20 protein-coding genes are annotated in these 19,299 nt (G+C 39.5%); 7 read left to right on the top strand and 13 right to left on the bottom strand.

What is annotated here, in order from left to right; translation table 11 throughout:
- Nucleotides 1-166 precede the first annotated feature (166 nt).
- Together I6E82_RS16565 and I6E82_RS16560 are read right to left on the bottom strand one after the other, a co-directional pair.
- On the bottom strand, nucleotides 167-595 hold the full coding sequence (locus tag I6E82_RS16565; protein WP_197118313.1) for a hypothetical protein: 429 nt from the start codon (nucleotides 593-595) through the stop codon (nucleotides 167-169).
- Nucleotides 596-693: 98 nt separating this feature from the next.
- Nucleotides 694-1,077 (bottom strand): RNA-binding S4 domain-containing protein, encoded by a 384-nt coding sequence (locus tag I6E82_RS16560; protein WP_010554787.1) that lies wholly within the window; start codon nucleotides 1,075-1,077, stop codon nucleotides 694-696.
- A gap of 245 nt (nucleotides 1,078-1,322) precedes the next feature.
- Here I6E82_RS16560 and I6E82_RS16555 point away from each other — a divergent pair, with 245 nt between their 5' ends.
- Together I6E82_RS16555 and I6E82_RS16550 are read left to right on the top strand one after the other, a co-directional pair.
- Nucleotides 1,323-1,610, top strand: a complete 288-nt coding sequence (locus I6E82_RS16555) for a hypothetical protein (protein WP_007582180.1) — start codon at nucleotides 1,323-1,325, stop codon at nucleotides 1,608-1,610.
- A gap of 55 nt (nucleotides 1,611-1,665) precedes the next feature.
- Entirely contained in the window at nucleotides 1,666-2,331 is a 666-nt protein-coding gene (locus I6E82_RS16550) for a hypothetical protein (RefSeq protein WP_197118312.1), read from the top strand.
- Between the two features lie 9 nt (nucleotides 2,332-2,340).
- Here the strand turns inward: I6E82_RS16550 and I6E82_RS16545 are convergent, their stop codons facing one another.
- The 5 genes from I6E82_RS16545 to glnA form a co-directional block, all read right to left on the bottom strand.
- Entirely contained in the window at nucleotides 2,341-2,799 is a 459-nt protein-coding gene (locus I6E82_RS16545; RefSeq protein ID WP_010554789.1) for a cyclic nucleotide-binding domain-containing protein, read from the bottom strand.
- A 29-nt stretch (nucleotides 2,800-2,828) separates the two neighbouring features.
- Nucleotides 2,829-4,214, bottom strand: a complete 1,386-nt coding sequence (gene ntrC, locus I6E82_RS16540) for a nitrogen regulation protein NR(I) (RefSeq protein WP_197118311.1) — start codon at nucleotides 4,212-4,214, stop codon at nucleotides 2,829-2,831.
- A gap of 14 nt (nucleotides 4,215-4,228) precedes the next feature.
- The gene (gene glnL, locus I6E82_RS16535) at nucleotides 4,229-5,299 is read right to left on the bottom strand and encodes a nitrogen regulation protein NR(II) (protein ID WP_007582173.1); all 1,071 of its coding nucleotides are present in this window, start codon (nucleotides 5,297-5,299) and stop codon (nucleotides 4,229-4,231) included.
- An 82-nt stretch (nucleotides 5,300-5,381) separates the two neighbouring features.
- A complete protein-coding gene (locus tag I6E82_RS16530; protein ID WP_024589531.1) occupies nucleotides 5,382-5,903 on the bottom strand; it encodes a DUF4124 domain-containing protein in 522 nt (173 codons plus the stop codon).
- A gap of 112 nt (nucleotides 5,904-6,015) precedes the next feature.
- Entirely contained in the window at nucleotides 6,016-7,422 is a 1,407-nt protein-coding gene (glnA, locus tag I6E82_RS16525) for a glutamate--ammonia ligase (protein ID WP_010554792.1), read from the bottom strand.
- A 507-nt stretch (nucleotides 7,423-7,929) separates the two neighbouring features.
- Between glnA and typA the strand changes: the two genes are divergently transcribed.
- Nucleotides 7,930-9,753, top strand: a complete 1,824-nt coding sequence (gene typA / locus I6E82_RS16520; RefSeq protein ID WP_010554793.1) for a translational GTPase TypA — start codon at nucleotides 7,930-7,932, stop codon at nucleotides 9,751-9,753.
- 316 nt (nucleotides 9,754-10,069) lie between these two features.
- Nucleotides 10,070-10,819 carry a potassium channel family protein gene (locus tag I6E82_RS16515; protein WP_197118310.1) on the top strand — a complete coding sequence of 250 codons (750 nt, stop codon included), beginning with the start codon at nucleotides 10,070-10,072 and terminating at the stop codon, nucleotides 10,817-10,819.
- 160 nt (nucleotides 10,820-10,979) lie between these two features.
- Here I6E82_RS16515 and I6E82_RS16510 read toward each other — a convergent pair whose 3' ends face one another.
- From I6E82_RS16510 to I6E82_RS16500, 3 genes are all read right to left on the bottom strand, one after another.
- The gene (locus I6E82_RS16510; RefSeq protein WP_197112421.1) at nucleotides 10,980-11,708 is read right to left on the bottom strand and encodes a CBM9 family sugar-binding protein; all 729 of its coding nucleotides are present in this window, start codon (nucleotides 11,706-11,708) and stop codon (nucleotides 10,980-10,982) included.
- 67 nt (nucleotides 11,709-11,775) lie between these two features.
- Nucleotides 11,776-12,855, bottom strand: coding sequence for an MBL fold metallo-hydrolase (locus tag I6E82_RS16505; protein WP_197118309.1), 1,080 nt, complete (start codon nucleotides 12,853-12,855; stop codon nucleotides 11,776-11,778).
- A 74-nt stretch (nucleotides 12,856-12,929) separates the two neighbouring features.
- Nucleotides 12,930-13,586 (bottom strand): DUF2959 domain-containing protein, encoded by a 657-nt coding sequence (locus tag I6E82_RS16500; RefSeq protein WP_007582161.1) that lies wholly within the window; start codon nucleotides 13,584-13,586, stop codon nucleotides 12,930-12,932.
- Between the two features lie 87 nt (nucleotides 13,587-13,673).
- Between I6E82_RS16500 and I6E82_RS16495 the strand changes: the two genes are divergently transcribed.
- Nucleotides 13,674-14,579, top strand: a complete 906-nt coding sequence (locus I6E82_RS16495; protein WP_007582159.1) for a virulence factor BrkB family protein — start codon at nucleotides 13,674-13,676, stop codon at nucleotides 14,577-14,579.
- On the top strand, nucleotides 14,580-15,017 hold the full coding sequence (dtd, locus tag I6E82_RS16490; RefSeq protein ID WP_197118308.1) for a D-aminoacyl-tRNA deacylase: 438 nt from the start codon (nucleotides 14,580-14,582) through the stop codon (nucleotides 15,015-15,017).
- On the opposite strand, the gene I6E82_RS16485 is transcribed toward dtd, so the two are convergent.
- The gene (locus I6E82_RS16485) at nucleotides 15,006-15,719 is read right to left on the bottom strand and encodes a spermidine synthase (RefSeq protein WP_007376217.1); all 714 of its coding nucleotides are present in this window, start codon (nucleotides 15,717-15,719) and stop codon (nucleotides 15,006-15,008) included. The two genes, dtd and I6E82_RS16485, sit on opposite strands and share 12 nt — an antisense overlap.
- Nucleotides 15,720-15,967: 248 nt before the next feature.
- Between I6E82_RS16485 and I6E82_RS16480 the strand changes: the two genes are divergently transcribed.
- Nucleotides 15,968-16,861: a bifunctional GNAT family N-acetyltransferase/hotdog fold thioesterase gene (locus I6E82_RS16480; RefSeq protein WP_010554800.1), complete on the top strand. Its 894-nt coding sequence runs from the start codon at nucleotides 15,968-15,970 to the stop codon at nucleotides 16,859-16,861.
- Nucleotides 16,862-16,933: 72 nt separating this feature from the next.
- Here I6E82_RS16480 and I6E82_RS16475 read toward each other — a convergent pair whose 3' ends face one another.
- Both I6E82_RS16475 and I6E82_RS16470 read right to left on the bottom strand, forming a co-directional pair.
- Entirely contained in the window at nucleotides 16,934-17,968 is a 1,035-nt protein-coding gene (locus tag I6E82_RS16475) for a phospholipase A (RefSeq protein ID WP_197118307.1), read from the bottom strand.
- 207 nt (nucleotides 17,969-18,175) lie between these two features.
- Nucleotides 18,176-19,297 carry a succinylglutamate desuccinylase/aspartoacylase family protein gene (locus I6E82_RS16470; protein WP_197118306.1) on the bottom strand — a complete coding sequence of 374 codons (1,122 nt, stop codon included), beginning with the start codon at nucleotides 19,295-19,297 and terminating at the stop codon, nucleotides 18,176-18,178.
- Between the last annotated feature and the right edge of the window lie 2 nt (nucleotides 19,298-19,299).

The following is a 19,299-nucleotide window of genomic DNA, read 5'->3' as shown; positions in this document are numbered from 1 at the left end:
GAGTGACCTCTGTAGTGTTCGAATTGCAAAGTACATACCAGTGTAAAAAATCGTGTTTAGAGAACGAATTTTATACAGTTAATATAGTAGAGATGATGCTGAAAAGTTTAATTTCAAGAGATGATTTGAAAGAGGTAGGATCAAAAGTTATTTCGACCCTTATTAATTACTGTAACCAACCTTGTTGCTTACCTTTAATACTCAAACAAAGTAAAGCGATGGCAATAACGATTACAAAAATAGGCATAAATACAGCACTTGCGCCAAGTAGCTCAATACTGTTTATGACCACAAAATTATAATATTGCTGAATTAAAATAGCGCCGAGCGATAGCGCAAAAGTAGGTGTTGCCAGCGCGTTTTTAGCAAGCAAAAACAGACAACCCAAAGTGCTTCCAAATACAGCTATAGCAAATGCAATGGTTGACCAAATAGGAACGTTAGAGTAGGCAGCTTGTTGATCTAGCGGAAGTTTACCTATCATTTCGGGTGTCATCATCATGTGCATAGCAAATGCAATAACGCCAAGTAAGTTCCATACGAGTGCCGCCCATACAACGGGCTTAAACCAATTTTTAGGTGTTTTAACAGACATTTTATAACCTTGTTTTTATTATTAACTAGGTTATTAAAGAGTAAAAAGGCCAACTATACAAGTTGACCTTTTTATATAAAAAGAGGGCTTTTAAATGCTTAACCAAACGAAATAGGTCGACGACCTGTTTTATCATCTACTTTTGGTTTTTTAGTTCGCTTACGCTTACTTTTAGCTGGCTGATTTGTTGGTTGTGGTGCAGCTTGCTTTGACTCTGCTTGAGTTTGTACCGCAGGTTTTTCTGCAGGGGTTGCATCTTCACTTAGCGCAAGTTTAAAAAATTCACCATCAAATTCTAATACATCGCCACTGTATAATTTTTTCCGCTTTATTGTACAAATTTCATGGTTAACACCCACATAGCCTTCGGTAATTAGGTTTTTAGCTTGGCCGCCACCTTCAACTAAGTTTAGTACTTTTAATAATTTACAGAGCTCAATCGGCTCTTCTTCTAATTCTATTTCTATGTATTCTTCGTTCATATTTGCTCTCGGTGGGGTAACGCACAAGCTGTAGTATAAAGGCTTGCAGCGACTTTTGCACCAAAGCAAGTAACTTTCGCTAATTGTAATACGTAAATAGCTATGAAATTTTTTATGTATTTTATCTGTCTTTAAAAAAACTGAAGCAATTGAAGAGTAACCTTTGCAGCAGTTAATTTTACGTATGGCCTGCTAATTGCTAAAACTTTGGCGGATTAAATAGTTTTCATTAAATGGAGTAGGAAATGGGCGTAAGATTGGCAATGAAAAAAGAGCTAATGGGATTAGACAATTCAGGTATGTTAACTGCTGACGATGTTAGAGAGCACCTTGCTAATTCTGTAAAAAAGCAAGCTGATCAAGATGAGCGCGGTTTTTCTGTAATTTCAAAGTTCAATGATACCCATAGCCGTTTAGTTAGTGGTGATGCCACGAGAAAAACAAAACTCGAGTTTGAACGTCATCGTTTATTTAAAGAAGTTTTATATACTCGCAAAAGTGTTGATGCTTGGTTAGATAGCCAAACAAATTAAATTGCTATAAATAGTTACCTTTAATAGACTACAAGCGTAATCAAAAGGGGTAACTATGAAAAATGGAATTTTAATGTGTGTGTTGGCATTACCATTAGCTGCGTGCCAACAACCTACCGTGTATGTATTTAGTGAAAACTTGCAAGATGAACAGAGCAATCAGCTCGATGCTGCGCTAAAAGCACAATCGCTCCCTTATGAATATGTAGAGCTGGCAATTCCACCTGATTTTGGTGAGGCTACATTACTCTTATCAAGTGACAAAATTTACCCAAAAGAGACTGAGCAGTTAGCTACTATTATGCAGGGGCTAGGTTACGAGCCACAAGTTAACTATACAACGCGTTCAAATCATTTTTATGGTGATGGCAATATAGGCTTTTATCTAAAAAATGCAGTGGCGGGTACAACCTTTGTTATGCCTAAAAAGTTACGAACAACTCAATGCAGCGAAGACAAGTACAATGATTTACTCGTCACATTTACAGATAAATATGCTGACTTTACCTTACCCAGTGGCGCTGTTGTAAGGTTAGGTTGGGAGTTTTTATACGGTTACGTTGTCATTTATTACAAAAATTATTCGCAAACATACAGTTACTCACAACCACTTATAAATACGCCCTTTGGCGCCAAACCATCCGATACTTACAGGTTTACAGCTCACGTTAATAACCCCAGCTGGCTTGATTGCTCACTACAAATTGTTTATATGGACTGAGTGATAGAGTTAACCGTGAGTTTCTATATGCTCGCTTAGTTTGGCAATGCGCAGACTCATACCTTCTATAATTCGGTCTTTAATTTTTTCGCGGATAACATTAGGTAAACGAGTGAGTGCTTCAGGGGTAATAGCGAGGACTATACTGTCGGTTTTAGCGCGAGCGCTAGTACTACGCTCTCGGTTATTTATAAAGGCACCTTCACCTATAAATTCACCGGGCTCTATAGTGCCAAGTTCTAGCAAATGATTATGTTTAAATACTAATAACGCGCCGCTAAGTACAATGTACAAACGTTTGTCGTTATCGTATTGCTTAAATAAAAATTGATGCTGGCTTACTAAATACAACAGGCCGAACGACTCTAATAAGACTTGGCGCTCGCTGAGCGTAAATTCTTTAAAAAAGTGCAGCCTGTTTATAATTTCCATTTGTTTGAATAATGGAATATGTTCGATTAGCTTCATCAATAACCAAATGTGTTAAAAGCGTTTAATCAGCTAATATTGCGCTCTTTTAATTTTCGGGTCAACGTGTTGCGTCCCCAACCAATTTTTATAGCAGCATCTTGCTTATGACCAGAACAATTAGCCAGTGCGGTTTTAATTAAGCGAGTTTCTAGCTGGGATTGAATGTCAGGCCAAATATTTTCTTTGCCTTGTTTAAGCTCTTGATTAAGCCATTGCTGAAACGCATCTAGCCAATCACCTTCTTCCTGGGTTGGCGAAGCATCCAGAATTTCCGGCGGTAAGTCTTGCTCGCTTACAAGCTCACCCGGTGCCATTACAGTAAGCCAGCGACAGGTGTTTTCTAATTGGCGTACATTGCCTGGCCAATTAAATAAGCGTAATTGCTCAGTTGCCTTAGGGCTCAGCACTTTGCTTTCTACTTGTAGCTCTTTAGCGCTTTTATGTAAAAAGTGTTGCGATAAGCTTTCTATATCTTCAGTGCGCTCTCGAAGAGCAGGTAAACGTAGGCGCACAACATTAAGACGATGGAATAAATCATCCCTAAACTTGCCCTGTTTAACTAAATCTTCAAGGTTTTGGTGCGTAGCCGCAATAATACGCACATCTACTTTTATACTTTGATGGCCACCAACGCGATAAAACTCACCATCGGCAAGAACGCGTAATAAACGTGTTTGTACATCAAGTGGCATATCACCAATTTCATCTAAAAATAGTGTGCCGCCATTGGCTTGCTCAAAGCGGCCTTTACGCACGCTGTCGGCGCCCGTAAATGCGCCTTTTTCGTGGCCAAATAACTCTGACTCAACAAGCTCTTTTGGAATGGCTGCCATGTTAAGTGCAATAAATTGGTTTTCTTTACGTGGGCTATGATTGTGCAAAGCACTGGCGACAAGTTCTTTACCTGTTCCAGATTCACCATTTATTAATACGCTCATGCTAGAGGCCGATAGTTTACCTATCGCTCTAAACACTTCTTGCATTGCGGGCGCTTCACCAATTATGTGGGCACTTTTTGGTGGAGCTTGCTTGCGTTTAGTTTTTTTAGTGGAGTTTGCTCTGCATGCGCTTTCGACTAGCGCCACTGCTTCGTTTAAATCAAACGGCTTAGCTAGGTATTCAAAAGCACCTTTTTGGAATGCATTTACAGCTGAGTCTAAATCTGAGTGCGCAGTCATTATAATAACCGGCAGCCCAGGGTTTTGCTCTGCAATAAGTTCAAGCAACGCCATACCATCCATACCAGGCATTCGTACGTCAGAAACTAAAACAGTAGGTTGGCTAAACTTTAGTGCGCTTAGTACATCTTGCGCATTAGCAAAGCTCTCTGTGTTAAACCCTGCACGGGTTAGTGCTTTTTCAAGTACAAATCGAATAGAAGCATCATCATCTACAAGCCAAACTGTTTTCATGCAAACTCCAAACATTAATCTGCAAAGGGCAGATAGATATTAAATTCAGTATGTCCAGGCCAGCTATCACATTCTATATAGCCATCATGTTGATCTATCAGTGTTTGCGCTATTGAGAGTCCTAACCCAGAGCCACCTTCTTTATTGGTGATCATAGGGTAGAACAGTGTTTCGCGTACACTGGGATCAATACCTGGTCCGTTATCAGATATTTGGATCAACAAGGCTTTTTTAGGTGCTTTACCTGGGCGACGATGCTGATGATTAATGCGGGTTTTTATTGTTATTTCACCGCCATCTACAAGCGCCTGTTGGGCGTTTCGAACAATATTTAATACTACTTGCTGAATTTTGCCTTGATCAATGTATACATCAGGAATACTTGGGTCGTAATCTTTAACCAAGCTAATATTAGAACAATTATCTAACGTACTTAGCCTTGCAACTGATTCAAGTGATTGATGTATATTGCCATACGATTTTTGCGGAAGTTGATTGGGCCCCAAAAGCCTATCTACTAGTTCGCGTAATCGGTCGGCTTGCTCAATGATGAGCTCAGCACATTGATCTCTTTCTTGTTGATCAACCTCATACTGCAATAACTGCGCCGCTCCGCGAATTCCACCTAAAGGATTTTTAATTTCGTGAGCTAAGCCTCTAATTAGGTTTCGGGCAGCTTGATATTGATGCATTTGATTAGACGCTTGGTCATGCTTAATTTCGTCATCGGTTTGGCGCCACTCAAATAAAATATAAAGCGAGCCATTAAACTTAATTTGTCGTGTACTTACGGCTACTTTTGCATGGCGAGAATCGCTAAAAACCACGTCAGCTCTGTGCTGCTGGCAATCTACGCCTTCAACTAATGAGTATTGTTCTATACGCTGTAAATCGATTGAATGGTAGTTAAAAAGGCTATCAAACGGTTGTTCTAACAAGCGCTTATTACCAAGGCCAAGCAGCTCGCTGGTACTAGTATTGGCATATACAACGGTAAAGTTTTTATCAAGTAACATGATAGCGGTTGTTTGATTTTGCCAAATGGCATCGAGTAGCTCAGGGCTAAAGTTTTTATTATTAATCATAGCTGCACCATTTTAGTGCGTGGATGTTTGCAAGCAAGTTATATGGTTAAATACACTGCTGCACGTTTAGTAATGCCCCAATTTAGTTACCTAGGTTTAGCCCTTTTCGGTGCATAAAAAATATGCAGGGTTCGCTTGTAGCAATAACTTGGTTTTTACTATTAAAAAGCTTTAATTGTAGTGTGTGCTGACCACGTTCTACATCTCTAATTGCAAAGGTTGAGCTGTCACTGGCTGGGCCGTGTGCTTTACCATCAATAAAAAGTTGTATAGTAAAACCAGTTTCAAAGCGTGGTTTTATTCGGCTAGTTACATAAACAGTGCCGGTATTTTCACGAATAGTCTGGTTATGATCAGGGGAGGAAATAGCAATACTAAAGGCCGCTTGTTGAGGCTGAGGTTGCTCGTCAAAAATGTCAGTATTTGTTGCAGGCATATTAAGATCTTGGCTGGTGAGCTTTACCTCTTGAGCCCCTTTATGAGGGGTGTCTGAGAACACTAATACGCCATTTTTATCTTTCCAAGCGTATATTTTTGTTTCACCGGCATAACCATAATTACTTAATCCTAAAGTAATTAATAGTAATAAAATCTTGTTATTCACTCTGCAGCCCTGCATTTTTATCGGTAACTTAACTTTAGTGGAGATTGACTAATTTTACCATTAAAAAAGCCCGCAAAGCGGGCTTGAGAACACACATATTTTTACAGCTTAATTAACAGCTGTAGTACATTTCAAACTCAACTGGATGAGTTGTCATGTTAAGCTTTTCAACTTCTTTAGACTTAAGTTCGATGTAAGCATCGATTAAGTCATCAGTGAATACGCCACCTTGAGTTAAGAATTCACGGTCTGCGCTAAGTGCAGATAGTGCTTCGTCAAGTGATGCTGCAACAGTTGGAATTTCTGCTGCTTCTTCAGCTGGTAAGTCGTATAAATCTTTATCCATAGCATCGCCAGGATGGATCTTGTTTTTGATACCATCAAGGCCAGCCATAAGCATTGCTGAGAAAGCAAGGTATGGGTTAGCAGTTGGATCCGGGAAGCGTACTTCAATACGACGACCTTTTTCAGATGGAACCACTGGGATACGGATTGATGCAGAACGGTTACGTGCAGAGTATGCAAGCATAACTGGTGCTTCAAAACCTGGTACTAAACGTTTGTACGAGTTAGTAGACGCATTTGCAAAAGCGTTAATTGCTTTAGCATGCTTGATGATGCCGCCAATGTAGTAAAGTGCATCTTCAGAAAGACCGCCGTACTTATCACCAGCAAAAAGGTTTACACCATCTTTAGCAAGTGACTGGTGACAATGCATACCAGAACCGTTATCACCAACAACTGGCTTAGGCATAAACGTTGCTGTTTTACCGTATAAGTGAGCCATGTTATGGATAACATATTTCATTTCTTGAATTTCATCCGCTTTTAATACCATTGTATTAAAGCGAGTAGCGATTTCGTTTTGACCTGCTGTTGCTACTTCGTGGTGATGTGCTTCTACTACTTGGCCCATTTCTTCTAGAACTAGACACGTAGCTGAACGCCAATCTTGGAAGTCATCAACTGGAGCAACTGGGAAGTAACCGCCTTTAACACCTGGACGATGACCAGTGTTGCCATCTGCATATTCTTTATCTGAGTTCCAAGCAGCTTGCTTAGAATCAATTTTGTACATAGAACCAGACATATCTGATTTGTATTTAACATCGTCAAATACGAAAAATTCTGGCTCAGGGCCAAATAAAACAGTGTCTGCAATGCCTGTAGAACGCATGTAATCTTCAGCACGCTTAGCAACAGAACGCGGGTCGCGCTCATAGCCTTGTAGTGTAGAAGGCTCTACTACGTCACAACGTAAAATTAATGTCGCTTCTTCAGTGAAAGGGTCTAGTTTGATTGACTCAGGAACTGGCATTAATACCATGTCTGATTCGTTTATGCCTTTCCAGCCTGCAATTGAAGAACCGTCGAACATTTTACCGTCTTCGAAAAAATCTTCATCAACTTGGTGATGAGGAATCGATACATGTTGCTCTTTACCCTTAGTGTCAGTAAAGCGTAAATCAATGAACTTGACGTCATTTTCTTTAATAAAATCTAAAACCGATTGTGACATGTGTCCTCCAACTATTGGGTTTTGTTATTGCTGCATAATTGCTTTGGTATTTACTAAGCTGATTTTGTGCCATTATTGTAACTGGCTGTTTATAAATTAAAAAAATATCATTGCATCAAAATGGAATATATAAACGCACCATCTTGGTGCGTAAATATTCCATTTCGGTGCAAAATTTACAGAGCGTAATTTGTTGTTAATTTAATCAGCTGAAATTAGCATAACCTAAATGTAAAAGAGTAACAAAAAGATCGGAAAAATAGCCAAAAAGACTGTTTTTCAAAAAAATATTGAAATTTAATTCATATAATTGTCATATATAAAACAGATACTTAGTAAAAGTATTGAGAAAGTTTTAAAATATGTATTGGATAAACTTTCATCCATGTCATTAATGAGGGATAATATGCGCCCTTTTAAATCCTATGCTGGGACATCTCGCGAAAGCGTGGATGAGTGCGTAGATCTTGCAGGATCATTGAGAATTTAATTTCTCTGAGTAAATATATGAGCATCGAAAAGTTAAGAAATATAGCGATTATCGCGCACGTTGACCACGGTAAAACAACTCTGGTTGACAAACTACTTGAGCAATCAGGTACATTAGAAACACGCGGCGGTAACGAAGAGCGCGTGATGGACTCAAACGACATTGAGAAAGAACGTGGTATTACCATTTTGGCTAAAAACACAGCCATCTCTTGGAACGACTACCATATCAATATCGTAGATACTCCGGGACACGCCGATTTCGGTGGTGAAGTTGAACGCGTACTTTCGATGGCTGACTCAGTATTATTACTTGTTGATGCTCAAGAAGGTCCAATGCCACAAACGCGTTTCGTTACGCAAAAGGCATTCGCGCAAGGCTTAAAGCCAATCGTAGTTATCAATAAAATTGATAAGCCAGGTTCACGTCCTGATTGGGTTATGGATCAAATCTTTGATTTATTCGACAACCTTGGCGCAACTGACGAACAGTTAGATTTTAAAGTAATCTACGCTTCAGCTATCAACGGCTGGGCAACACTAGATTTAGACGAGCCATCAGACAACATGGAACCTATGTTCAAGATGATCGTTGACGAAGTATCACCACCGGATGCAGATCCTGAAGGTGACTTCCAAATGCAAATTTCTCAACTAGATTACAACTCTTATGTTGGTGTAGTTGGTATTGGTCGTATTAAACGTGGTTCTGTTGCTCCTAACCAACAAGTTACTATTATCAGTGCTGATGGCACTACACGTAATGGTAAAATTGGCGCAGTACAAAGCTACCTAGGTCTTGAACGTATCGAAACTGATAGAGCTTACGCTGGTAACATCGTAACTGTAACAGGTATTGGTGAGCTTAAGATTTCTGATACAGTTTGTTTCCCAGGAAACGTTGAAGCATTACCACCACTAAGTGTTGATGAGCCAACTGTAACAATGACATTCTCTGTAAATAACTCACCTTTCTGTGGTAAAGAAGGTAAGTTTGTAACGTCACGTAATATCCGTGAACGTTTAGACAAAGAATTAGTACACAACGTAGCACTTCGCGTTGAAGATACTGGTAGCCCAGATAGCTTCCGTGTTTCTGGTCGTGGTGAATTACACCTAGGTATCTTAATTGAGAACATGCGTCGTGAAGGTTACGAGCTTTCAGTTTCTCGTCCAGAAGTTATCTTACGTACTGTAGATGGCGTTCTAGAAGAACCGTTTGAAACAGTGACTATTGACTGTCAAGACGAGCATCAGGGTTCTGTTATGGAACAAGTTGGCCTACGTAAAGGTGAACTTACTAACATGACTCCAGATGGCAAAGGCCGTATGCGTTTAGATTTCATGATCCCTAGCCGTGGTTTAATTGGTTTCCAAACTGATTTCATGACGCTTACTTCGGGTTCTGGTCTTATGTACCATACGTTCGATCATTACGGTCCTCACAAAGGTGGCGACATCGGTGTTCGTAAGAACGGCGTAATGATTGCAAACGCAACTGGTAAAGCACTTACTAACGCATTATTCAACTTACAAGAACGCGGCCGTTTATTCATCGGTCACGGTGTTGAAGTATACGAAGGTATGGTTATCGGTATTCATAACCGTGATAACGACCTTACAGTTAACGCCCTTAAAGGCAAGCAGTTAACTAACGTACGTGCATCTGGTACTGATGAAGCGCAAACGCTTTCTCCACACCTTAACTACTCACTTGAGCAAGCGCTTGAGTTCATCGATGATGACGAGCTAGTTGAAGTAACTCCACTAAACATTCGTATTCGTAAGCGTTACCTTACTGAAAACGAACGTAAACGTGCAGGTCGTGGACCTAAGTCATAATCTATTAATTTAGAATAATGATTTTAAAAGCCGCTGTATTGAAAAATACAGCGGCTTTTTTGTGTTTGTGACAAAGAGAAGCTTTAAAGTCAAGGCAACTATTTGCATCATTATGATCGTTGAGGTGTTGCATATCAATGAAAGGTTGAGTCAGTAGAATTTTTGCAAAGGTGAAAATTAATAAATTTCAGCATGAAGTACTGGTAAGTTTCTAATATAACCGGAATTATTATTTAATTCGTAATGTAGTTGATAAAGATATAGAGTATTTGCCAATTTCCTTAGTAATTACCTATTAGACCTCAATGGAGTTGAGATGTTACACCTAAAACCTTCATCGTATGGAATTATTTATCTTTCTTACATCCCTATATTCGGGTTTTTATATTACATATTTCCATGTTGTGTAAAAAATTTAAATATAGTGGATTCTTTGTATTTTAGTGTTGTTACCTTGACAACTCTGGGCTATGGGGATATTGCACCTAGTTCGTTTTCAGGTAAAGTTATGGTTTCAGCCCAAACTATCCTAGGAGTTGTAACTGTAGGTTTGTTTTTGAACTCTTTAGCAGAGCTAAGAGCCAAATTAGAGTTTCAGCGATTAGCTGAGAATAGTGTGAGTATTTTAGAGAGACATGTATGCTTGTTACTTGATCAGTTAAAAAATGCTAGACCAATGGCATGGGACAAACATGCTATTAATGCTGAAAGTTATGAACAATTACGAGAGTTTATTGATAGTGTTTATTTAGGGGTGTTAAATGAAAAGTATAAATTACATAAGCCTCAAATCATGACCTTTTTACAAACAGTAGATCAGCAACATGATACGATTGTTGGACTAATACCTATAGCAACTAATGTATCTAGTGATACAGGAATGCAATGGATTTCATTGGTTAGTAATGTTCGTAATTTAACTCAACAATATAAAGCATGTGTAAGTAAAGAGTTAGATGGTGTTTCGTTACCGACACAGAATGATATAGCTTTACAGGTCGAAGAACTAATTAATTCTTTTTATATTATTTGTGATAAAAATCGACCTAATAAGGTACGCAAATAGGGTCGTGTTTGATTTTATCTTTCAAGATAACATACACTAGACCTTACTACATTTAAAACAGCCGATAATGCAAAGCACCTGTGTTTGTTGGTAGGGTATTTTTTCGTTGGGTTTCGCTGCGCTCAACCCAACCTACTTAATTATTTATTGGTGGGGTGGCTTACTTTTTCGGGAGTAGGGTGATTTTGCCAAATACGTCTGCATCTATAAAGCCACGATTTCTGTCGCCATTTACTGGTTGTACTTCGTGTGAACCCATAAAGTGCTCGCGCACGTCACTGCCATCGTTATCGCAATACGCTAACATAAAGCCTATTACTTGTTTTTCGCTAAGTGTAAGTGGGGGGTTTTTAGCACCTTCTTTATAATCATTAGGGTAGAGTTTTATTGCTACTTCCCAGGTAATATTAAAGGGTGCGGTGGTATTGCGCTTCCAGTTACTAACTAGGTGGTCGGTATACAAATGGGCTTTTTTATCAGGTCCGTAATCGGCAGCTTGGTTATCAAGGCCAATATGGTACGCCAAAGCGGTGTGATTAAATTGATGATTTCCGCCTGATGCATCGCTATCAATAAATACTTCAAGCGCGTCGTCATCCCAATATTTATAGGTTGGATCGGCGTGTGTATCTATTAAAACGTCATCCACAATATCGGCTTGTAGGTATAAATAGTTTTGATCCCACAGTAAGCGATAACGCCCTTTAAAGTCGGCATCGTTTGATGGCAGTGTGCCATCCATTAGATAAGGCATGTCGTGCCAAGCGGCTTTATCCCATGCGCTTTCTGATACGCCATCAATAGTAATTGGAGTTGATGTATGTTCAACATCAATAGCCATTGCTGGCGTGCTTAATAAAAAGCTTAAGGCGAGTGCTAATTTCTTCATTAATCTCTCAATTTTATTGTCGATTTGTCTTAATGTAATAACAATCTTAAAACAGCTAAGTAAATAGTTACAGTGAAATACTTTCGCCTTCGTTTAAAATATACAGCGGTGTTTTAGCATCCATTTTTTTAACCATATGTAATAAGCGCAGTAAGGCAGAGTGGCTAGTATGGTCGCCCATTTTCCAACTTGAGTTACCGTATCCCCACGGTATCATTACTTTACAATTAAGCTCTTGTGCTGCGTTGAGCGCATCCTCTGGTGTGGTGTGAACGTAACGATAAAATTTACCACTTTCTTTACTGTAGTAAGATGCGATTGGTATTAAGCACACATCTATATCGCCATATTTTTGCTGTATGTCTTTAAAGTGTTTTGAGTAGCCCGTATCGCCTGCAAAAAATAAGGTACTGCCGTTTTGTTCAAGCAGCCAGCCATTCCATAAGTCTTTATTGTTATCTTCGTAAATAAAGGGCACCAATACACGAGCGCTAAAATGATGAGCTGGCACGGCATTAATAACTAAGTCGTCAATGTTGGTTGTTGAATACCACGGCATTTCGCTAATATTAAAACCACCGGTAGGAAAGTTGTCGGCCATACCGAGTGGTGTTAAATAGCGAGGTTTATTGCCAATGCTTTGTATGTCGGCTTTATTAAAGTGATCGTAATGAATATGTGAATACATTACCGCATCAATATTTTCCAGTTCTTGCTCACTAGGCCAAGCGCCTGCTTTACGATAAATACCACCGCCGAGTTTAAAGCCAAGTGCGACTGGAGAATCAAACTGATTTTTTACCGGATCAAACAGCACATTTTGACCATTTGGAGTGTTAATTACAAAACTAGCGTGGCCAAGCCAGCGTACGGTATAGCCGGTACTAAGTTGTGGTTTAGTTTGCTGGCCTTGGTACTGGCAGTTTTCGCTGCCGGTTTTGCATAGTAAGTCTGGGTGGGCTGGGTAGCAGTTTTCAGTACAGGTAGTGGGATATGTTTTTTCACCTGTGTATAAATTTTTATAACGACCGTTCTTATCATTTATAACAACAACTGAGTCAGAGCTGGTAATACGATTAATATTATTAGGTGCACCGCAGGCAGTTAGTATACATAAGAGCATTGTTGCGGTTAAAAAGCGTTTCATTGTAAATCCCTTTTAGCATTTCCTTTAACATAAAAAAGCCTGCAATTAAGCAGGCTTGTTAAAGTAACAAATGATTAGCCAGCGCTATTCATTTGTTCAATAAATTTGTTTGAGTCGGCAATCGATTTGTTCATGTCGTTCATCAACAATTGAATATCGCGCTTAAGGTTAGTGAATTCACCTTTAATAGCCGATACCGCTTGTGCATTTAAGTTATGCTTTAGGTATAAAACGTTATCATGAAGCGAGGTTAATACTGGCTCCATTTTACTCTCTGCGCTGCGCATTGAGCGTAATAGCTGATCAAATTGACGCTTAGTTGCAGTTAGCTTTTTGCTGCTTTCACGCTTAAGTGATGCACTTTTGTATTGCTCTAACTCATCGGCCCACTCATCAAATAGCGCTTCTGCCACGTCTTCTACTTTATTGATGTTAGTTGATACTTCGTTAGCGGCATTTAAGCTCGACTCGTAATCATCGTTTAGTTGATTGTAAGTGTCTTGTAGTTCGCCACCATTAAAATCGATTAGAGTAGTTAAGCGCTCTAGTGCCGATTTAAATTCTTCTTGTGACTCTTGTTGCGAGTCTTTGGTTTCTTCTACGCGGTCAATTAGAATATCGCGTTTGTGAACACCCACTTTTTCCATCGCAGAATAATAAGCTGATTGGCAGCCAGTTAAAGTAAGTGTTACTACAAGCATTGAAACACTGAGTAATGTTTGTTTTTTCATTTGAATTCCTGTTTACGAGCGTTAGTGCTGTAAATTATGGCGCTGATTGTTATTATAATCAAAACTATATAAGCACAAGTCAATTGTATGAATGATAAGCTCTCACATTACAAACAGCAAGTTAAGTCCTTTATACGCCAGCAACCTGGTTGGTGGATGCAGTATTTTAATCGTTGTATAGACGATCAAATAACGGTTAATGCAGGTTACCTTGCTTACGTAACCCTTCTTTCTTTAGTGCCATTAATTGCGGTGGGTGTTGCTATATTTTCGGCTTTTCCGGGCTTTGAATCTACTCGCATGGAAATTGAGAGCTTTTTGTTTACTAATTTTGTACCCACCTCTACCGATGTTATTAGAGAGCACATTAGCTCCTTTGCGGGCAATGCCAACCAAATGACGGCGGTAGGTATTGGCTTTTTAGCTGCAATTGCATTGCTGTTAATACGTAATGTAGATGCCACATTGAACCGAATTTGGCGAATTAAGAAAAAGCGCCCAATGATGATCTCATTTGCTGTGTACTGGATGGTTTTGAGCTTAGGGCCTATGTTGCTCGGTGCCAGTATTGGTGTTACCTCTTATATTGTATCGTTGGTGTCGTTTGCTGATCAGGGGATTCCTGGGTTTAGCGGGTTTTTGTTAAAGTTATTGCCGTATGGAATTTCGATGGTGGGCTTTATTATGCTCTACACCTTAGTGCCTAATACGCGCGTGTCGTTTAGAGCGGCAATACCTGGCGCTTTTTTTGCGGCACTTTTATTTGAGCTGACTAAAAAAGGGTTTGCACTTTATATTAGCCATTTTCCGTCGTACGAAGTTATTTATGGCGCAGTAGCAACTATTCCTATTTTGTTTGTATGGGTGTATTTGTCGTGGGTCGTTGTTTTGCTTGGCGCTGAATTTACTGCGTGCATTAGCCCAAATGATATTCCAGAAACACCAGAGCTTGAACTAGAAGATGATGAACCAGCAGTAAAGGACACAGTTTAAATGCAAGGTTTAATACAACGCGTAAAGCATGCCAAAGTAGAAATTAACAATCAAGTGGTAGGCGAAATTAACCAAGGTATATTGTTGTTGCTGGGCGTTGAAAAACACGACGATACGCAAACGGCCGATAAGCTTTTACACAAAGTAAGTAACTATCGTATTTTTACTGACGAAAACGACAAAATGAACTTAAGCCTTAAAGATATTAAAGGTGAGTTACTGGTGGTTTCGCAATTTACGCTAGCGGCTGATACTAAAAAGGGTATGCGCCCTAGTTTTTCATCTGCGGCAACGCCAAGCCAAGCTAACGAGCTTTACGAATACTTTGTAGCTCAAGCTAAAGAGTTGGGGCTTACAATAGCCACAGGTGAGTTTGGTGCCGATATGCAAGTAAGCTTGTGTAACGATGGGCCCGTTACGTTTAACTTATCTGTTTAAGTTTTTGGTTACCACGACAATATGATTTACATAGCCCGTAATTTTTTGCGGGCTAACATTACAACCAAATACATCGAGTAATAGCTGCTGAAGTTGCTTTAATTGCGACTCATGCTGCGATAAAAAGTTAATAAATAGCACGCCGTTGTTATTTAAAGCCGAGTAGATTTTTTTATAAAAGGCCTCTTCAAATAAAAATCGAGGTGCATCTATCTGGCTAAATAAATCTAGAATAATCCAATCAATATTTTGCACACTTTCTAAAATCTGTTGCGCATCGGCGCACAGCAGTTGCTCATTCTTATTTGACGAAAAAAACTGGGTATAGCAATCAATAATATCGGCGTTTTTTTCAACCGATGTTATTTGTGCTTTAGGGTATTTGTGTTGTAAATAGTTACGAATTGCACCGCCGCCAAGGCCGAGTTCTAACACTTTTTGTGGCGCGCTAAGAGCTTGCCAATGCTTATCTAGGTACAATAAGTGTGGAAAAAGTAATAAATCCGGGTTATTTAAATCAATAACAGATTGAAGAGTGTCGTTAATAAGTAACCAGCGTAACTGCTCGTGCTCACGTACTTGAATGTGATCGCCACTGCATTTATGCCAATAGATTAACTGACCAATGCTGTGGCTATTTTCAATAAATTGATCGCTCAGCAAACCCGTCAGTGAATTTATATAATTGATTTTTTCAGTCATATTCTCAGCATAAACTAGCAACGTTAAAGCGCAATGGCCTTTGTCATTATTTTTTTACGTTATTTTACAGCCATCACCAAAGTCGTATTTGCAGTTTTTTTAAGATGGAGTATGGTATTTGCCATAATAATGCCACTCAATTTAATTATTTTATTTTTTTAGCTTGGTAGATAACCAATACTATTAGTATAGCGCCGTAGCCTTTTTTTTGACTTTTATTTACGGCTTATATAACAACAGGAGTATGTATGTTTCAGGTAAGCACCCCACAAAGTAGCGAAGATTGGCAAGCGTATTACCAATTGCGTTGGCAGGTATTACGCGCGCCTTGGGGCGAGCCTCGTGGCTCTGAACAAGACGATATGGAACAAGACTCTGAGCACCGCTTTATAAAAAATAAAGAAGGCGAAGTGCTAGGTGTAGCACGTTTGCACTTTAACAGTCATGAGCAAGCACAAGTGCGCTACATGGCAGTTGCAGAGGGGAACCGTAATCAACATATTGGTAGTCGTTTATTACATGAGCTTGAAAAAATAGCATGGACGCAAAATGCTGATGAACTGGTTTTATTTGCTCGCGAACGTGCGCTTGAGTTTTATAAACGCCACGGTTACGAACTAAAAGAAAAAGCACATTTAGCGTATGGCGATGTACAGCATTTTAAAATGATAAAGCAAAAACCGTCTGAGCCAGGCTGGTTCCGTCATCCAAATTGGACGCAAGTACTACAAAATACGTGGCGTGAGTCTATTCCAATTAGTGACGCGATGGGTATTAAGGTAGAAAGCTATACCGATTGGCAATTTACAACCAGCGCCGACCTAGACGCTAACTTAAACCTACATAACACCATGTTTGCAGGCTCTATTTATAGCTTGGCCACGCTAACAGGTTGGGGCGCTACGTACTTAGCGCTTAAAGAAGCTGGGCTTGAAGGTAATATTGTATTAGCCGATGCTAACATTAAGTACTTAAAGCCGCTTACTACCGACCCACGTGGTTGTGTTGATATACAAACCTGTAAGGGCAAGTTAAGCGATTTAGAAACCGACGGTAAAGCAAGTTACGTAGTGCCTGTAACTATTTACGATGGTGATAACGTGGTTGCAGAATTTGAAGGGCAGTTTGTAGTAAAAAAATAACTGTTTAGCTGTTCAAAACACAAAAAAGCCAAGCGATGCTTGGCTTTTTTGTGTGTAAAACTTAGAGAAGTATCACAGCAGATCGGTTAATAATATACCTACACCAATACGTTCTACATCCGCATTGTAATCAATTAAGCTTTCGCCATAACCGTTAAAGTATTGTGCATAACCACGAACGCGGCCCCATAAAGGAAACGACCAGTCGAGTTGAATTGCACCACGATTATCTGAATTTAAGTTGTTACGTGTCATAAAGCTAAATTCATGGTCATGAAAACGATACGCGCCGCTAAACTCAAAGTAACCCATGTATTTATATATGTCTGGGTTGTCGTCGCCATTGGCTTCTAAAATATCTTCTTTTTCGTCCTCAGCTATTCGGTACCAAGGTTTAAAGCTAAAAACAAAGCCTCTATTTTCCCAGATAAAGTCTGCATAAATACGGTTCCACGAACGTGAGTTTGGTTGGCTTCGACCATTTGATTGATGCGAAATACCTAATGCGATTGCCATTTCGTCGCCCCATAATACGTTTTCTGGGTCGAGGTAATTTATCCAAAATATCTCTGGTTCGTAGTTGGTCTCACGAAATGGAGAAGAAATTTCTGAGTTATAAATCTGCCAATATGATTGCAGTGTAAAGCCAAAAAATATGGCTTGGTCTTTATCCGAAAAATCATCGTAAAGAGGCACTTTTATCGATAGCTGGTATTTTGCTTCTAAGTTGTCGAGCGGTTCACCGTCGTTATCGTCTGTTAGTGCATCAAAGCCATCAAATGGGCGATCGTTTGGGTGCGATACGTACGAAAGCGGTAAAATATAGTTACGCTTATGTGGCGTAATTACATTTCTATTTTTTTTACCTACTTCTTCACGAGCTTGGCGTTTATCAAGCGCGGTAAGTTGTTTGTCTTCTTCAAGAGCTGAACACTTTTTACGAAGATCGTCTAATGTTTGTTTACCATCTCCGCCAATTACCTCATTTAAAATACACTGCTTTACAAGTTCGATGTCGTTGTCTTGCTCATTTGTAGCAACTTCTTCTTGTGCGAAGGTAGCTGTACTTATTAAGGCAGAAAGTGTGATCCAGTGGCGCCAGCTCATTGTAATTCCTTGTGGGTTCGGGTTGTGTTGTATGCGTTAATTTAATTATAACGTCTTTTTACATATGTAACGGTGAACTTTTACTGAATTTGTATTTATAACAAGGTCTGTACGTATACAAAGTAAATATAGATCAGAAAAAAAGCGGCCTAGGCCGCTTTTTTAATGCACATTAACTATGTGCTCTCACGCAATGAGAAGGGTGAGCTAAAGCTCAAATATGTTAGTAAAAAACTTATAAAGTTCGGTGCCTTGGTTAACACTCGCCGAGGCAAAGTGCAAAATGGCAATTGCATCGCAATCGAGAGTAAGTGTTTGCAGTGGTTGCTCGCTTAAGTAGCGCTCCATGCGTAAAATATTAGCAATAGGCTCACCGGCTTTAATGTGCCCACCAAGTGGGGCTAAGTATTCAACCATGCCGCCAATAGGGGCGTAATAAGCAAAGTAGTCATCTAAATTACATGCATAGCGAGTCATATTGGCTGGCGTATGCGGTGCGTTTTGTAATACGCCTTTGTGATTTAAGTAACTTAAAATGCTGTTAGCATCGTTTAGTGCTTCTTTTAAGTCTATTTTTTCTTGGCTGCCTAGCTCTACAGTAAATGCTTCTACAGGTATTGATAATTCACGACCTTGCTCGCTAAGTGCATCACTCAAATGCCACCATGGGCAAAAGTTAGCTTCATCCATAGCGCCGTCAAAATCACTCGGAATAAGCAGTACATGTTCAATATTAAAATAGCGCGCGCTGTCGGTTGCATAAGTTGGGCAATACAAGTGTTTGCTTGAAATAGGACCTGTGTGTAAATCGAGTACTATATCAGCCTGATGAGCGAGCTTTTGTAGGTTAAGTGCAATGCGTTTACCCGTATTAAGTAAATAAGCAGGGCCGTTAAGTTTGTTGTCTACTTCGTCAATAAGCGCCTGTTTGAAGTTACTTTTTAATGTAGCGTCGTCATACTGGGTATGATTTTGTGCAAACTGTGCCACTAAATTTTTATTGTAGTGATACATGCGATTCCAATTAGTGCCCGTAATCGGATCGAACCTGCCAAGGGTAAACTCGCCAGATTTTTGATTACAACCAATTGGGTTAGCATAAGGCACTAATGTAATATCGCCATTAAGATTAAGGTGTTTTAATTGCTCAAGTAGCTGAAAAATAACTGCGTTACCTTGCACTTCAGCGCCATGCATATTGGCCTGAACATAAATACTAGGCCCTGTGCCATCGCCTTTTAAACGATACACCGGAATTGTAAGCGGTAAGCCGTTTGCAACTTCCCCTACTACAATGTTCTCTTGGCTGATGTGTGTTGTATTACTCATGC

It is taken from the genome of Pseudoalteromonas sp. NZS11 (assembly GCF_015864765.1).
In the GTDB taxonomy this organism is placed as follows: domain Bacteria; phylum Pseudomonadota; class Gammaproteobacteria; order Enterobacterales; family Alteromonadaceae; genus Pseudoalteromonas; species Pseudoalteromonas arctica.
This window is presented reverse-complemented; position numbering and strand designations above follow the sequence as displayed.

Excerpts from the sequence above, each read along its gene's own strand:
- I6E82_RS16500 (WP_007582161.1), bottom strand. The coding sequence starts at position 13,586 with ATGAAAAAACAAACATTACTCAGTGTTTCAATGCTTGTAGTAACACTT.
- I6E82_RS16510 (WP_197112421.1), bottom strand. The coding sequence starts at position 11,708 with ATGAAGAAATTAGCACTCGCCTTAAGCTTTTTATTAAGCACGCCAGCA.
- I6E82_RS16515 (WP_197118310.1), top strand. The coding sequence starts at position 10,070 with ATGTTACACCTAAAACCTTCATCGTATGGAATTATTTATCTTTCTTAC.
- I6E82_RS16470 (WP_197118306.1), bottom strand. The coding sequence starts at position 19,297 with ATGAGTAATACAACACACATCAGCCAAGAGAACATTGTAGTAGGGGAA.
- ntrC (WP_197118311.1), bottom strand. The coding sequence starts at position 4,214 with ATGAAAACAGTTTGGCTTGTAGATGATGATGCTTCTATTCGATTTGTA.
- I6E82_RS16565 (WP_197118313.1), bottom strand. The coding sequence starts at position 595 with ATGTCTGTTAAAACACCTAAAAATTGGTTTAAGCCCGTTGTATGGGCG.
- I6E82_RS16495 (WP_007582159.1), top strand. The coding sequence starts at position 13,674 with ATGAATGATAAGCTCTCACATTACAAACAGCAAGTTAAGTCCTTTATA.
- I6E82_RS16545 (WP_010554789.1), bottom strand. The coding sequence starts at position 2,799 with ATGAAGCTAATCGAACATATTCCATTATTCAAACAAATGGAAATTATA.
- glnA (WP_010554792.1), bottom strand. The coding sequence starts at position 7,422 with ATGTCACAATCGGTTTTAGATTTTATTAAAGAAAATGACGTCAAGTTC.
- I6E82_RS16505 (WP_197118309.1), bottom strand. The coding sequence starts at position 12,855 with ATGAAACGCTTTTTAACCGCAACAATGCTCTTATGTATACTAACTGCC.
- I6E82_RS16550 (WP_197118312.1), top strand. The coding sequence starts at position 1,666 with ATGAAAAATGGAATTTTAATGTGTGTGTTGGCATTACCATTAGCTGCG.
- I6E82_RS16480 (WP_010554800.1), top strand. The coding sequence starts at position 15,968 with ATGTTTCAGGTAAGCACCCCACAAAGTAGCGAAGATTGGCAAGCGTAT.
- typA (WP_010554793.1), top strand. The coding sequence starts at position 7,930 with ATGAGCATCGAAAAGTTAAGAAATATAGCGATTATCGCGCACGTTGAC.
- I6E82_RS16555 (WP_007582180.1), top strand. The coding sequence starts at position 1,323 with ATGGGCGTAAGATTGGCAATGAAAAAAGAGCTAATGGGATTAGACAAT.
- glnL (WP_007582173.1), bottom strand. The coding sequence starts at position 5,299 with ATGATTAATAATAAAAACTTTAGCCCTGAGCTACTCGATGCCATTTGG.
- I6E82_RS16485 (WP_007376217.1), bottom strand. The coding sequence starts at position 15,719 with ATGACTGAAAAAATCAATTATATAAATTCACTGACGGGTTTGCTGAGC.
- I6E82_RS16475 (WP_197118307.1), bottom strand. The coding sequence starts at position 17,968 with ATGAGCTGGCGCCACTGGATCACACTTTCTGCCTTAATAAGTACAGCT.
- dtd (WP_197118308.1), top strand. The coding sequence starts at position 14,580 with ATGCAAGGTTTAATACAACGCGTAAAGCATGCCAAAGTAGAAATTAAC.
- I6E82_RS16560 (WP_010554787.1), bottom strand. The coding sequence starts at position 1,077 with ATGAACGAAGAATACATAGAAATAGAATTAGAAGAAGAGCCGATTGAG.